The organism is Exiguobacterium sp. s145 (assembly GCF_018618835.1).
GTDB lineage: Bacteria > Bacillota > Bacilli > Exiguobacteriales > Exiguobacteriaceae > Exiguobacterium_A > Exiguobacterium_A artemiae.
The window spans coordinates 167,229-181,206 of sequence record NZ_JACSMV010000001.1; the positions used below are offsets into that span (position 1 = coordinate 167,229).

Annotated in this window: 12 protein-coding genes, 1 other RNA gene and 1 other annotated feature; of the genes, 10 read left to right on the forward strand and 3 right to left on the reverse strand. The window is 49.4% G+C overall.

All coding sequences use genetic code 11. The features are described 5' to 3' along the window. Positions 1-18 precede the first annotated feature (18 nt). Positions 19-606 (forward strand): DNA-3-methyladenine glycosylase, encoded by a 588-nt coding sequence (locus KNQ07_RS00790; RefSeq protein ID WP_012370954.1) that lies wholly within the window; start codon positions 19-21, stop codon positions 604-606. A gap of 85 nt (positions 607-691) precedes the next feature. Here KNQ07_RS00790 and KNQ07_RS16205 read toward each other — a convergent pair whose 3' ends face one another. Continuing rightward, positions 692-814: a hypothetical protein gene (locus KNQ07_RS16205; protein ID WP_012370953.1), complete on the reverse strand. Its 123-nt coding sequence runs from the start codon at positions 812-814 to the stop codon at positions 692-694. 140 nt (positions 815-954) lie between these two features. Between KNQ07_RS16205 and KNQ07_RS00795 the strand changes: the two genes are divergently transcribed. The 3 genes from KNQ07_RS00795 (at position 955) to KNQ07_RS00805 (ending at position 3,276) form a co-directional block, all read left to right on the forward strand. Further along, entirely contained in the window at positions 955-2,157 is a 1,203-nt protein-coding gene (locus KNQ07_RS00795; RefSeq protein WP_214763544.1) for a DASH family cryptochrome, read from the forward strand. 67 nt (positions 2,158-2,224) lie between these two features. Further along, a non-coding RNA gene (gene ssrS, locus KNQ07_RS00800) (6S RNA) lies at positions 2,225-2,414 on the forward strand. Between the two features lie 97 nt (positions 2,415-2,511). After that, the gene (locus KNQ07_RS00805; protein WP_214763546.1) at positions 2,512-3,276 is read left to right on the forward strand and encodes a tRNA threonylcarbamoyladenosine dehydratase; all 765 of its coding nucleotides are present in this window, start codon (positions 2,512-2,514) and stop codon (positions 3,274-3,276) included. A 36-nt stretch (positions 3,277-3,312) separates the two neighbouring features. On the opposite strand, the gene KNQ07_RS00810 is transcribed toward KNQ07_RS00805, so the two are convergent. Beyond that, a complete protein-coding gene (locus KNQ07_RS00810; protein ID WP_214763548.1) occupies positions 3,313-4,626 on the reverse strand; it encodes a replication-associated recombination protein A in 1,314 nt (437 codons plus the stop codon). Positions 4,627-4,689: 63 nt separating this feature from the next. Between KNQ07_RS00810 and cymR the strand changes: the two genes are divergently transcribed. The 4 genes from cymR to KNQ07_RS00830 are packed head-to-tail and all read left to right on the forward strand — an operon-like array spanning position 4,690 to position 8,049. Continuing rightward, a complete protein-coding gene (gene cymR / locus KNQ07_RS00815; RefSeq protein WP_041261991.1) occupies positions 4,690-5,097 on the forward strand; it encodes a cysteine metabolism transcriptional regulator CymR in 408 nt (135 codons plus the stop codon). A gap of 14 nt (positions 5,098-5,111) precedes the next feature. Further along, positions 5,112-6,242 carry a cysteine desulfurase family protein gene (locus KNQ07_RS00820; protein ID WP_214763550.1) on the forward strand — a complete coding sequence of 377 codons (1,131 nt, stop codon included), beginning with the start codon at positions 5,112-5,114 and terminating at the stop codon, positions 6,240-6,242. Between the two features lie 12 nt (positions 6,243-6,254). After that, positions 6,255-7,379 (forward strand): tRNA 2-thiouridine(34) synthase MnmA, encoded by a 1,125-nt coding sequence (mnmA, locus tag KNQ07_RS00825; protein WP_214763553.1) that lies wholly within the window; start codon positions 6,255-6,257, stop codon positions 7,377-7,379. 13 nt (positions 7,380-7,392) lie between these two features. Further along, on the forward strand, positions 7,393-8,049 hold the full coding sequence (locus KNQ07_RS00830; protein WP_012370946.1) for a tetratricopeptide repeat protein: 657 nt from the start codon (positions 7,393-7,395) through the stop codon (positions 8,047-8,049). A gap of 56 nt (positions 8,050-8,105) precedes the next feature. Here the strand turns inward: KNQ07_RS00830 and KNQ07_RS00835 are convergent, their stop codons facing one another. After that, positions 8,106-8,654, reverse strand: a complete 549-nt coding sequence (locus tag KNQ07_RS00835) for a VOC family protein (RefSeq protein ID WP_214763555.1) — start codon at positions 8,652-8,654, stop codon at positions 8,106-8,108. Between the two features lie 116 nt (positions 8,655-8,770). Here KNQ07_RS00835 and recD2 point away from each other — a divergent pair, with 116 nt between their 5' ends. Both recD2 and alaS read left to right on the forward strand, forming a co-directional pair. Continuing rightward, positions 8,771-10,996: an SF1B family DNA helicase RecD2 gene (gene recD2 / locus KNQ07_RS00840; RefSeq protein WP_214763558.1), complete on the forward strand. Its 2,226-nt coding sequence runs from the start codon at positions 8,771-8,773 to the stop codon at positions 10,994-10,996. A gap of 42 nt (positions 10,997-11,038) precedes the next feature. After that, positions 11,039-11,256: a binding site (T-box leader), on the forward strand. Between the two features lie 61 nt (positions 11,257-11,317). Beyond that, positions 11,318-13,960, forward strand: coding sequence for an alanine--tRNA ligase (alaS, locus tag KNQ07_RS00845; RefSeq protein ID WP_214763561.1), 2,643 nt, complete (start codon positions 11,318-11,320; stop codon positions 13,958-13,960). The last annotated feature ends 18 nt before the right edge of the window (positions 13,961-13,978 follow it).

Genomic DNA, 13,978 nt, shown 5'->3' on the forward strand with positions numbered 1-13,978 from the left:
TTATAAGGGGGACTGAAGATGGAACGGATATTTTTTGAACGGTCACCGGTTGAGGTGGCACCAGAATTGTTAGGGAGTCTGTTGACGGTCGAACACGTTACGATGCGGATTGTCGAAGTGGAGGCGTACCTTGGTCCGCACGATCAAGCCGCCCATTCCTACAGTGGACGACCGACAAAACGGACCGCGCCGATGTTTGGCCCGGCCGGTCATATCTATGTGTATTTCACCTATGGCATGCATCATTGTTTGAACATCGTCTGCGGGGAAGTCGGACAAGGATATGGGATTTTGCTTCGCGGAGCGGAAATCATCACCGGACACGATTTAGTTGCTGACCGCCGTTTTGGGAAGCCGTATGCGGAACTGACCAAAACCGAGCAAAAAAATCTCGTCAACGGTCCCGCTAAATTATGTCAGGCCTTCGGATTGAGAACGGACGATTCAGGTGCTGATCTCTACACGGATCACCGGTTTCAGATTGAGAACGGTCAAGCGACTGAAATCGTCCAGACGACGAGGATCGGGATTCCGAATGCGGGAGAAGCAACAGCGTATCCATGGCGGTTTTACGAACGGGAAAGCAATGGGGTCAGTAAAAAATAAACCGTATAAAAAAGATGTACCGCTGATGGATACATCCTGGCATCAAAAAACGTGTTTCTCTAAGAAGAGAAACACGTTTGCTGTTTTATCGTTTTGGTGTGTTGATTGATTTTTTAGATTGTTGCTTTTTATAGAATTTGTAGACGATCGGTCCAACCGTCGTAGCAAGCGTGATCAATGTTCTTAATTTCCCTTTTTTAGCAGCCATGAAATGTTTCACTCCTTAGTAAGTTGTACTAATCATATTCCACGAAAACAAAAACTTAAAACCTTTCTAGCACATTGGTTCTTTGCGAAAGGAAGTAAGATTGAGATAGTACGGGTAGAAAAGAGAAAGGAGCTGAGGATATGGCAGGAGTTGTATGGTACCGAAAAGATTTGCGGGTCGACGATCATGAGGCATTGACACGGGCATGCGAGGAACAGAAGACAGTCCGTGCTGTGTTCGTTCGGCAGACAGCAGACGGTCGCGGCAAACAGCAGATGACATTTGAAGAGGAAACCTTAAAGTCCTTAAAAGAACATTTGGCACAACTCGGCATTGAACTGACGATTTTACAAGGGGAGACGGTTGAACAACTGACATCGTTCATTCAACCGGAGGACGTCGTTTATTTTCACCGGATGACGGGTGAATACGAAGTACGACAGGAAAGCGAAGTACAGAAGCGTTTTACCACGCGAATGTATGAGACTCAGACGCTCCACCTCCGGGAAGATATTGGCAGTGATGAACTGAAACGTGTCTTTACGGCCTTCCGGAAAAGAGTCGAACACGATGGCCGCTTCGCGGAGCCAATCGAAGCACCCGGAAAGATACGGTATGTCGAACCGTCGCAAACGAGAGCCGTTAATGACCCGCGAACCGCGTTCCCGTTCATGGGAGGCGAGGCGGCCGGCAGGAACCGATTAGCAGCGTATCTGGAACAACCGATTTTTACCTATAAAGAAACACGGAACGGTTTTGACGTTGATGATTCTTCCAAACTCTCCGCCTGGCTTGCCAACGGTTCACTGTCTCCGCGACGGGTCATGGCAGAATTGCAACGGACGGAACGGGAACACGGCGCGAATGAATCGACCTACTGGTTATACTTTGAATTATTGTGGCGGGACTTCTTCCATTTGACGATGCGCGAGACGGGACACCGGCTGTTTCGCTCGAGCGGTTTAAAGGACGGTCGTTTGACGTGGAAGACGGATCAGGCGGCAATCGATTCGTGGATGGCCGGCGAGACGGGAGAACCGTTTGTCGATGCCTTCATGCGGGAAATCAAGGAAACCGGTTGGATGTCGAACCGGGGACGTCAAATTACAGCTAGTTATCTGATTCATGACTTGAAACAGGATTGGCGGATCGGCGCGCGATACTTTGAACAGCAGTTGATTGATTACGATGTTGCCTCCAATTACGGAAACTGGGCTTATATCGCGGGAGTCGGAAATGCGACCCGGACACCCCGGTTTAACCCTGAATTTCAACAACAAAAATACGATCCGAACAAAGCATTTATCCGACGCTGGATGTCAAGTGAAACGACTGAAAAATGACCAAATTTTAAGGGGCGGAACCAGTTGCATTTCGATAAGGGGAATGCTATATTAAATGCAACAGATGGGGTTCCTGAGATGTACGAGAGCCGCCTTTTATCTTTGAGCCACTCTTTTTTGATAGGGAGTTTGACGTTCCAACTAGTAGTACATGCCTCGTAACACAGCAGGAGGACGTACGAATAGGAATCGGATAAGACACCCACCTGCGCAGCAGGTTCAAAAATAAGGTATCGACACGGCACTTCGGGTCCCATCGTTTCTTTTTTAGATGAATCACACCATACGTCGCATGACGTTTTTTTTTATGATATAATTCCGAGTAAAACAGTATGAGTATTGTGAGGTTATGAGATGTTAAATCAATTTTCACGTAATGAACTGGCAATCGGTAAGACCGGACTTGACGCATTGGCATCCAAGTCTGTAGCGATCTTAGGAATCGGCGGCGTCGGCTCGTTTTCGGCGGAAGCCCTGGCGCGCAGCGGTGTCGGACGTTTGATTTTGGTGGATAAAGATGATATTGATATCACAAACGTCAATCGTCAGATCCATGCGTTGTTGCCGACGGTCGGTCAGCCGAAAGTCGATGCAATGGCGGATCGCCTGATGCAAATCAACCCGGATTTAGAAATCGTCCGTTTGAAAATGTTCTACAACGAAGAAACATATGAAACCTTTTTCGCAGAAAATCCGGATTATGTGATTGATGCTTCGGATACCGTCTCGTTTAAGATTCATTTGATCAAAGAGTGTAAAAAACGTCAGATTCCAATCATCTCGAGTATGGGAATGGCGAACAAGATGGATCCGACACGAATCAAGATCGTTGATATTAAAGATACGACTTACGATCCACTCGCAAAAGTGATCCGGACGCGCCTGCGTAAGGAAGGGATCCATAAAGGAGTCCCGGTCGTCTTTTCGGATGAACCACCGGTCAAAATCATCGAAGAAGTTCGTCAAGTCGTCGGAAACGATGAAGCCGTGATTCGAAAAGCTAAAATGCCGCCGAGTTCAAACGCGTTTGTCCCGTCGGTCGGTGGATTGATTGCGGCAAGTTATGTCATCAATGAGATTGTCCGGGAAGCCGGCGTCGTCATCGAACGTGTCCGTTAAAAAAAGCGACCTGTTGAGGTCGCTTTTTCTCATCGTTTACGGTTGTTTTTTCCAAAAGTCGAGCCGGGCCTGCAATTGTTTTTCGAACCCGCGGGGACTTGGCTTGTAAAAAACGGGCTTGGTTCGTGCCAAATTTTCCGGCCAGTAGTTCTGTTTGACATATGCATGCGGAAACTGGTGTGGATACTGATATTCGACACCATTACCAAGTGCTGCAGCACCTGCATGATGAGCGTCCCGTAAATGCGGTGGAACCGGACCGCCGTCCGATCGACGGACGAGTTCGAGTGCCTGATCAATCGCGGTAATGACCGTGTTTGATTTCGGTGCCGTCGCAAGATACAGCACCGTTTCGGCGAGCGGGATCCGTGCCTCCGGAAAACCGATGTATTCACAGGCCCGGGCACAGGCGTCCACAATCAGCAAAGCTTGCGGATCCGATAATCCGATATCTTCTGCCGCGTGGACATAGAGGCGACGGACGATGAAGCGGGGGCTTTCCCCGGCCTCAATCATGACGGCAAGCCAGTACAGGGCAGCATCGGGATCCGAGCCGCGAATCGATTTGATAAAAGCCGAGATGACATCGTAATGCCGGTCTCCGTCCTTATCATATTTCAAGGCTTTTTGCTGAATCGATTCTTCCGCTACGGCAAGATCAATCGTAATTTCACCGTCAATTTCCGGTGTCGTTAAAACGGCGAGTTCGAGTGCGTTGAGCAGTGCCCGGTAATCCCCGTCCGACAGTTTGACATAATGATCGACCGCTTCTTCTGTGACGGTAATCGGATATTTGCCGAGACCACGTTCCGTATCATGTAACGTCCGGTGGAGGACGACCCGTAAATCATCTGTCGTCGGCGTTTCAAACCGGAAGACAGTTGCCCGCGATAACAGAGCGGCATTGACTTCAAAACTTGGATTTTCCGTCGTCGCGCCAATCAGCGTGATCGTTCCGGCTTCGAGTGCAGGCAGTAAAGCATCCTGTTGCATTTTATTGAAACGATGAATTTCATCCAAAAATAAAATCGTTTTTTGTTGATCAAACTGCAGTCGGGATTCGGCTGCTTTTAAAACTTCACGCAACTGATCCAGTTTTGCCGTGACAGCATTCAGCTGTTCGAATGCCGATTTCGTATAACTGGAAATGACACGGGCAAGCGTCGTTTTTCCGGTTCCCGGTGGTCCGTAAAAAATAACCGTCCCAAGCCGGTCGGCGAGAATTGCCCGGCGCAACAAGGTTGATTCTCCGATCAAATGGCGTTGGCCAACGATTTCGTCCAGTGATTGAGGGCGCATCCGATTGGCGAGCGGACCGGCCGGAGAATGTGATTCAAATAAATTAGCCATAGGTAGCGTTCCTTCTTTCAACTTTTAGCTACTACTATACTAGAAAGGATGTCTTTTCGCATGATGAAAATCTCGACAAAAGGCCGTTATGGTCTGACAATCATGATTGCACTCGCCAAAGGAGGCGAGGCAAAGCCGTTGTCTTTAAAAAAAATTGCCCAGATGTACGACCTGTCTGAACATTATCTGGAGCAATTGATTGCCCCGCTCCGAAACGGCGGTCTCGTCAAAAGTGTCCGCGGAGCATACGGTGGATATAAATTAGGCCGTTCGGCCGAAGAAATCACAGCAGGGGATATCATCCGTCTGCTTGAAGGTCCGCTTGTCGTCGTTGAAGGCGATAATTGTGACGAAGTGACGAAACGAAAATTGTGGGATAAAATTCAAAGTGCCGTCGATCAAGTTTTGGATACGACGACATTAAAAGATTTAGCCGAAGAAGATGACACGGGTTACATGTTTTATATATGAGAGGTGAAAAAACGATGATGTATTTTGATCACGCGGCAACAACGCCGATGCGGCCGGAAGTTTTGGAAAAGATGACGCCTTACATGCTCGAGCAATTCGGGAATCCGTCAAGCGTCCATGCATTCGGACGGACGGGACGGGCTGCGATTGACACGGCGCGAAGAATGATGGCAACGGAACTGAACGCCAAACCGACGGAAATTCTCTTTACGAGCGGCGGCACGGAGTCGGATAACTATGCCATCATCGGTGCCGCGATGCAGTATCAGTCGAAAGGCCGTCATGTCATCACGACACGGTTTGAACACCATGCCGTGCTCCATGCGTTCGAGGAACTGGAAAAGCGGGGATTCGACGTGACGTATCTTGAAATACCGGAGTCCGGCATCATAACGGAAGAGGCGTTACGGGCAGCCGTTCGGCCAGATACGATTCTAGTATCGATCATGTTCGGAAACAATGAGGTCGGAACGGTCCAGCCGATTGCGGCATGTGGTCGTTTCCTCCGGGAACAACAGATTATTTTCCATACCGATGCCGTCCAAGTCTTTGCGAAGTCGCCGATTGACGTGGAAGCGATGCAAATCGATTTGCTGTCGGCATCAAGTCATAAAATCAACGGACCAAAAGGCGTCGGCTTATTATATATCCGTTCTGCCGTCAAACTGGCTCCTCAATCGTATGGCGGGGAACAGGAACGAAAGCGTCGTGCCGGAACGGAAAATGTTGCCGGTATCGTCGGTTTTGCGGAAGCAGTCCGGCTGACGGCAACGGAACGCGAAAAACAGTTTGAACAGTATCAACTGTTGCGGCGTACATTGCTCGAACGGCTTCGTTCCTCAACGATTGAGTTTGAAGTCAACGGGACAGACGGATTGCCGCAAGTTCTCAACCTGTACTTCCCGGACGTCGAGATCGAACCGTTTTTGATTATGCTCGACATGCGGGGGATTGCCGTTTCGAGCGGAAGTGCCTGTACGGCAGGATCGGTCGAACCGTCACATGTCCTGTCAGCAATGTATGGTGAAAATCCGCGGACGAAACAATCGGTCCGGATCAGCTTTGGCCGGGGAAACGACGTGTCACAAGTCGAACTGCTCGCGCAAGGCCTGATAGATGTCGTAAAATCGTTTCAGAACAATTAAGAGGTGAAAATAATGAATACACGCGCTAAAGCACCGGAGGAAACAACGGTCGTCGTCGGTATGTCCGGCGGTGTCGATTCGTCCGTTACGGCTTATTTATTAAAAGAACAAGGATACAACGTCATCGGGATTTTTATGAAAAACTGGGACGATACAGATGAAAACGGATTTTGTACAGCAACGGAAGATTATGAAGATGTCATCGCCGTCGCCAATCAAATCGGTATTCCCTATTATGCGGTCAATTTCGAGAAAGAGTACTGGGACAAAGTCTTTACGTATTTCTTGGATGAATATAAACTCGGCCGAACACCGAATCCGGACGTCATGTGTAATAAAGAAATCAAGTTCAAGGCATTTCTTGACCATGCGATGCGCTTAGGCGCCGATTTCGTCGCGACAGGTCATTATGCCCGTGCCGTCTATGAAGACGGGGAGCATAAATTATTGCGCGGCGTCGATACAAACAAGGATCAAACGTATTTCCTGAACCAACTGTCGCAGGATCAGATTGCGAAAGCGATGTTCCCGATCGGACACATGGAAAAATCAGAAGTCCGGAAAATCGCCGAGGAAGCGAACCTTGCGACGGCCAAGAAAAAAGATTCAACCGGTATTTGTTTCATCGGGGAACGGAACTTCAAACAGTTCCTCAGTCAGTATCTGCCGGCACAACCGGGTGAAATGCGGACACTCGACGGTAAAACAATGGGGCGTCATGACGGTCTGATGTATTACACGATGGGACAACGTCACGGTCTTGGAATTGGTGGAGACGGTGAGCCGTGGTTCGTCGTCGGGAAAAACCTGCAAGACAACATCTTGTTCGTTGAGCAAGGATTCCACAATGAATTGCTTTATTCAGAAGGATTATATGCCTCTGACATCAGCTGGACGGCAACGATGCCGGCCGGAACAGAATTCCGCTGTACGGCGAAGTTCCGTTACCGTCAGACGGATACACCGGTCACGGTCCGTGTCCTCGACGGCGGACGTCTAGACGTTGCATTCGACGAACGGCAACGGGCGATTACTCCCGGACAAGCCGTCGTCTTTTATGACGGAGATGTCTGTCTCGGCGGAGCAACGATTGACGATGCCTACAAAGCAGGTCAAGCATTAACGTATCTTGCATAAGGGAGAGATTGGGATGAATTACAACGAAGTCGGATTCCGACATTTAGAATCGGGTAATTATGAATTAGCGGCTCAAGCTTTTAATGATGCCATTGAAGAACAGCCGAACGACCCGACCGGTTACGTCAACTTGGGGACATTACTCCAATCGATGGACGATGCCGACCGGGCACTCCGGTTTTACGATAAAGCCTTGACGATTGATCCGACGTTCGCCAGTGCCCATTATGCCAAAGGCGCCTTATACTTCTCGGCGGATTTATTGGTAGAGGCGGAAGAGTCATTACGTCTTGCTTTGCTGCACGGACTCGATGATGCCGATCTCCATTTCATGCTCGGTCTGACGTATCAAAAGCTCGGGGATCCGGTTCGGGGGATTCCGCGTTTGAAACAGGCGACGGAACTGAACGGGGTGGATGTCGAAATCGCCTTCCAGTATGGTCTTGCTCTTGCTCAGAACGAGCAGATCGAAGAAGCGGCTGAAATTTTCGAACAAGTTCTGTTGCTCGAAGAAACACATACGGATGCCCGTTACAACTATGCCATCGCACTGGCCTTTTTAGGTCAGCAGGAAGCATGTTATACAGAGCTCGAAACCGTTCTTGCCTATCAACCAAACCATACGCTGGCGCAGGATGCCAAAGCGAAAATGGATGCCTTACTAAAATAACCAGGAAAAGACTCTGCTGTCGACGGCTTGTGGCAATCGATACAGCAGAGTCTTTCTTAGTGCCCGATTTCGCGGACGATGCGAAGCGGCGGACCGGAAAATTCCTCATAGGCTTCATCCATATTTTTCGTATAAAGCTCAATAACATTGTTTTCCGTATCTTTAAAATAAGCCGAGTATTCCTTGTCATTAGACGTCTCTTGTTCATCCCATTCCCGAATCTTGACGTCAATCGATGCACCCCGAAGCAAATCAAGTGCTTCGTTAAATTCGTCTTTCTCAATATAAAAGGCACAGTGGACATGAACGCCGCCTTCATCATACAGACTGTCCCACTCTGTCACGGGAAGGTTTTTGACGGTCCGTTCTTCCATCATAAAGTCCCGTTTGAGCCAAAGCCCGAGACGGGTGTTTCCTCCGATGTACAACCATGTCGCCCAAATCCCATCCTGTTTTTCCTGTTCATGACTCGGCTCTGCATCTTCCGGTGCCCATTGTTCAACGATTGGAATACCGAGCGTTCCGTTCCAAAAGGCGACGGCCCGGTCCATGTCCTGCACTTCTAAAACTAATTCACATAATCCTGCGATCGGTAAACGTCCCATGTTTGTTCCTCCATTCAGATAATATATCAAGGAATGTTTCCCTCATTTAAAATCCCTTAAACGAGTGCTATGATAATAACTGAGTAACGGAGTCCAGAAAGAGAGCAGGTGGAGTGATGGAGCACCCCCATCAAGTAGTCGGTCGTATCAAACGTGTGCTTTTTTCCTCCGAAGAAGAAGCCCATTCCATCGTCCTGATGGCGATCAAGGAAAAAAACTTTGAACTAAAAGAAACGGAGCTTGTCGTTACGGGAACCGGTGTCGGAATCGAACTCGGCGGAACGTATCAAGCGTTCGGACGGTTGATTGATCATCCGCGATTTGGCAAACAACTAAAAGCAGAGTTGATCCGGCGTTCGGTCCCGATGACGAAACACGCTGCCGTCCGTTTTTTGACGAACGGATCGTTTACCGGCATTGGTCCGAAAACAGCGAAAAATATCGTTGATGCGCTCGGTGAAGATGCCATTGACATCATCTTAAAGGACAGTAAAGCACTCGATCGTGTCCCCGGGTTAAAACAGAAGCAGGCGGATGTCATCTTCAGCCGGCTCGCGACCTTATACGGTGTCGATCAACTGATGCTTTTTTTAGCACCGTTTGATGTCACCCCAAAACTCGCAGCAAAGATTTATGCAGCGTACGAAGGGGATGCGATGGCGAGAATTCGTGAAAATCCTTATTCCTTGATGTATGAGGTCAGCGGAATCGGTTTTAAGACGGCCGACCAAATTGCCTCGCATCTCGGACTTGTCGGATTGCATCCGGAACGGGTCGCGGCATCCATCATGCATATACTGGAGCAGGAAGCGGGAGAAGGGCATGCATTCGCGACGGTCGAATCCCTGTTACAGCGGGCACCGCGTCTACTCGGTGAGGATCCGGGTGAACGCCTGGAACAAGCCATCGAGCTGTTGCTGACGGAAGATAAGGTCAAACTCGAAGAAGGTTGTTTGTATCTGCCGACGATTTTCTATGCGGAAGTCCGGGCGGCAAAAGAGTTGGCCCGTGTCATGGCGAACGGATCCGAGCAGGAAGTCGATGTGGCGACAATTTTGTCAGCCATCGGTCAACTCGAAGAACGGTTTGGTATGGAATACGCCGTTCAGCAACGGGAGGCGATTGAGCTTGCGGTCAAGGCACCGCTGATGGTCCTGACGGGCGGACCCGGTACGGGGAAGACGACGGTCATCAAAGGGATTTTGCATGCGCTTCAGGAAATCCATGATTGGCCGCTTGAAAAAAGTCAGGTCAAGTCAGGCGAAGTCTATCCGTATGTGCTCGTCGCACCAACCGGACGGGCGGCCAAACGGCTGTCGGAAGCAACGGACGTTCCGGCGATGACCATTCACCGCTTATTAAAATATGACGGGACGAACTTCCAGCTGGACGAAGACCAACCGATTGCCGGTAAAGTACTGATCATCGATGAATCGTCCATGATCGACATCTATCTGTTATCGAGTTTGTTACGGGCCGTGCCAAACGGCATGAAGATTTTATTCGTCGGCGACCGGGACCAGCTGCCGTCGGTCGGTCCGGGACAAGTCCTTGCCGACTTGATGGATACGGACGGTATTCCGGTCGTCCGGCTCAACGTCGTCCATCGGCAGGCCGAAGATTCCTCGATTCTCCGGTTGGCCCACGATTTAAAAAACCGGGTCACGTCAGCTGATTTGCTGGCCCCTTTATCCGACCGTCGTTTTTATTCGCTTGCTCCGCAGGAATCGTTGCGCGGTATCGCGGCTTTTGCAGAAAAAGCACTGGCGAAAGGATATTCGAAGTTTGACGTTCAAATTTTAGCGCCGACGTACCGCGGACAGGTGGGCATCGACGAATTGAATATCGTTCTGCAAAAAGTCTACAATCCGGAAGCGCCGAAAAAACGGGAAGTCAAACAGGGGACACGGATTTACCGGAGCGGAGACAAGATTCTTCAGCTCGTCAACAATGCGGAAGAGAATGTCTACAACGGTGACATCGGTGAAATCGTCAATATCTTCTTTGCGAAGGAGAACGTGGATAAAGTCGATAAAATCATTGCCCGGTTCGATCAGACGGAAGTTGAATATAACCGGAGTGACTGGGATCAATTTACGCATGCTTACGCGATTACGATTCATAAAGCGCAAGGATCGGAGTTTCCGATTGTGTTGATGCCGGTCTTTTTCACCGGTGCCTTCAAGCATTCCCGGAATCTCATCTATACAGCCGTCACTCGGGCCAAAGCCAGTCTGCTGTTGTTCGGAGATCCCCGTGCCTTCCATAAAGCATCACAAGAGGAAGAGCCGCGCCGGCGGACACGGCTCATTGAACGGCTCGGCGGTATGACAAAGACTTGACTGAATGCATCAGATAGGTAATAATCACGGTAGATGAATGGACGCAAAACGTTGATGGAAGACAAGTAAATCGTAGTTTTCATGACCAGAGAGAGATGGAATTGCTGGAACCATCTTCATGACGATTCGATTGAAGCTCCTTCCGGAGTCGAGTGCAAACACTTGCGGTTAATCTCCGTTAACGGATTTTTCGAGGTAAAGGGAGCAGTTGTCTTTACGAACGAGGGTGGTACCACGAGAGCGATGCTTTCGTCCCTTTTCAGGGATGAATGTATCGTTTTTTTTGCGTTCAGGACAAATTAATCAATGGGGGTATTTTCGATGAAACCATTAAAACCGTTGACGGGTGCACAAATCCGTCAAATGTATCTCGACTTTTTCCAGTCTAAAGGGCACGCAATCGAACCAAGTGCATCACTCGTTCCAATTGAGGATCCGACGTTACTTTGGATCAACTCAGGTGTTGCTACGTTAAAAAAATATTTTGACGGACGGGTCATTCCGCAAAATCCACGGATTGTCAACGCACAGAAATCGATCCGGACGAACGATATCGAAAACGTCGGGAAAACAGCACGTCACCATACTTTTTTTGAAATGCTCGGAAACTTTTCGGTCGGCGATTACTTCCGCGAAGATGCGATCAAATGGGGCTGGGAACTCTTGACGAGTGATGAATGGTACGGTCTTGATCCGGATCGTCTTTCTGTAACGATTCACCCGGAAGACGATGCTGCCCGGCAAATCTGGCTCGAACTGGGTGTTCCGGCCGAGCGCATCATCCCGCTTAAAGATAACTTCTGGGAAATCGGTGAAGGTCCTTCCGGTCCGAACACGGAGATTTTCTTCGACCGTGGACCGGCTTTCGGAGATGATCCGAACGACTCTGAACTCTATCCGGGCGGCGAGAACGAACGATACCTTGAAATCTGGAATATCGTGTTCAGTCAATATAATCATGACGGACATGGCAACTATACAGAATTACCGCGTAAAAACATCGATACCGGAATGGGTCTTGAGCGGATGGCGAGCGTCATGCAGGACGTACCGACGAACTTTGACACGGACTTGTTCATGCCGATCATCCACAAAACGGAAGAAATCAGCGGTAAACGTTATCGCGAAGACACAAAACTGGATGTCGCGTTCAAAGTCATCGCGGACCATATCCGTACGGTTGCTTTTGCCATCGGAGACGGAGCGTTGCCTTCGAACGAAGGACGCGGTTATGTCTTACGCCGACTGCTCCGTCGTGCTGTCCGTTATGCAAAAATGCTCGGAATCGAACGTCCGTTCATGTACGAACTCGTTGATACAGTCGGCAGCGTCATGGTCGATTTTTATCCGCAAGTTCCGGAAAAAGCAGATTTCATCAAACGTGTCATCAAAAACGAGGAAGAGCGATTCCACGAGACACTGCATGATGGTCTTGCCATCCTGAACACAGTGGCACAAGCAGCCAAAAATAACGGCGAACATGTCATCAGCGGAGAAGATGCTTTCCGTTTGTATGATACGTACGGTTTCCCGCTCGAACTGACGGTTGAATACGCGGAAGATCATCAGATGTCCGTCGATGAAGAAGGGTTTAAACTGGCGATGGATGAGCAACGGAAACGTGCCCGTGCTGCCCGTGAAGACGGCGGTTCGATGCAACAACAATCAGAAGTATTGGCAACTTTGACTGTTCCAAGTCAATTCGTTGGTTATACGGACCTTGAGACGGATGCAAAAATCATTGCTTTGTTGCATGATGGAGAACGAGTGACAGAAGTCGCTGCCGGCGAAGAAGCACAATTGTTGCTTGATGTTACACCGTTTTATGCAGAGAGTGGCGGAGAAGTGGCAGACTCAGGAACGATTACGGGTCCGGATTTCGTCCTCGATGTCAAAGATGTTCAAAAAGCACCAAACGGTCAAAATCTGCATACCGTTGTGGTCCGGACAGGGATTGCTTTAGCTGATGCATCCGTTCATGCCGCGGTCGAAGCATCATCGCGTCAAGCCATCACGAAAAACCATACGGCAACCCACTTGTTGCATAAAGCGTTGAAAGACACACTCGGAACACACGTCAACCAAGCTGGTTCACTTGTTTCAGCGGATCGTCTGCGCTTTGACTTCTCGCACTTTGGAGCAGTGACGACTGAAGAATTAGCAACAATCGAACAGGATGTCAACCAAGCAATTTGGGCATCACTTGCAGTCGAAATTGAAGAAATGAACATTGCTGATGCAAAAGCAAAAGGGGCAATGGCACTATTCGGTGAAAAATACGGCGAGACGGTTCGTGTCGTTTCGGCTGGAACCTATTCGATCGAACTCTGTGGCGGAATCCACGTCCGCAATACAGCAGAAATCGGTCTGTTCAAGATTGTTTCCGAATCAGGCATCGGAGCCGGCACACGACGGATCGAAGCTGTTACAGGAGCAGGCGCTTACCATGTCATGAACGGTCACCTGCAGACACTCGAGCAGGCAGCACGTGTCCTGAAAACGAAAACGACGGAAGTACCGGGACGAATCGAAGCACTTCAAGTTCAGCTTCGCGAAACGGAACGGGCACACGAATCATTGCAGGCAAAACTTGCAAACATCGAAGCGGCGTCACTTAAAGATGATGTCGAGCAGATCAACGGCGTCCAGGTGCTTGCGAAGCAAGTCGACGTCTCGGATATGGATGCCCTTCGCGGCATGATGGACGAACTGAAGTCAAGTCTCGGTTCGGCAATCATCGTCCTCGGTAGTGCGCAGGGAGACAAAGTCAACCTCGTTGCGAGTGTCTCAAAAGACTTAATCGATCAAGGGTACCATGCCGGTAAATTGATCAAGGAAGTAGCCACACGTTGCGGCGGCGGTGGTGGCGGTCGTCCGGACATGGCACAGGCCGGCGGAAAAGATCCTGCAAAATTAAACGAAGCTCTTGCGTTTACTTCACATTACGTGCAATCACTGGCATAATAGAGAAGTAGTGTAAAT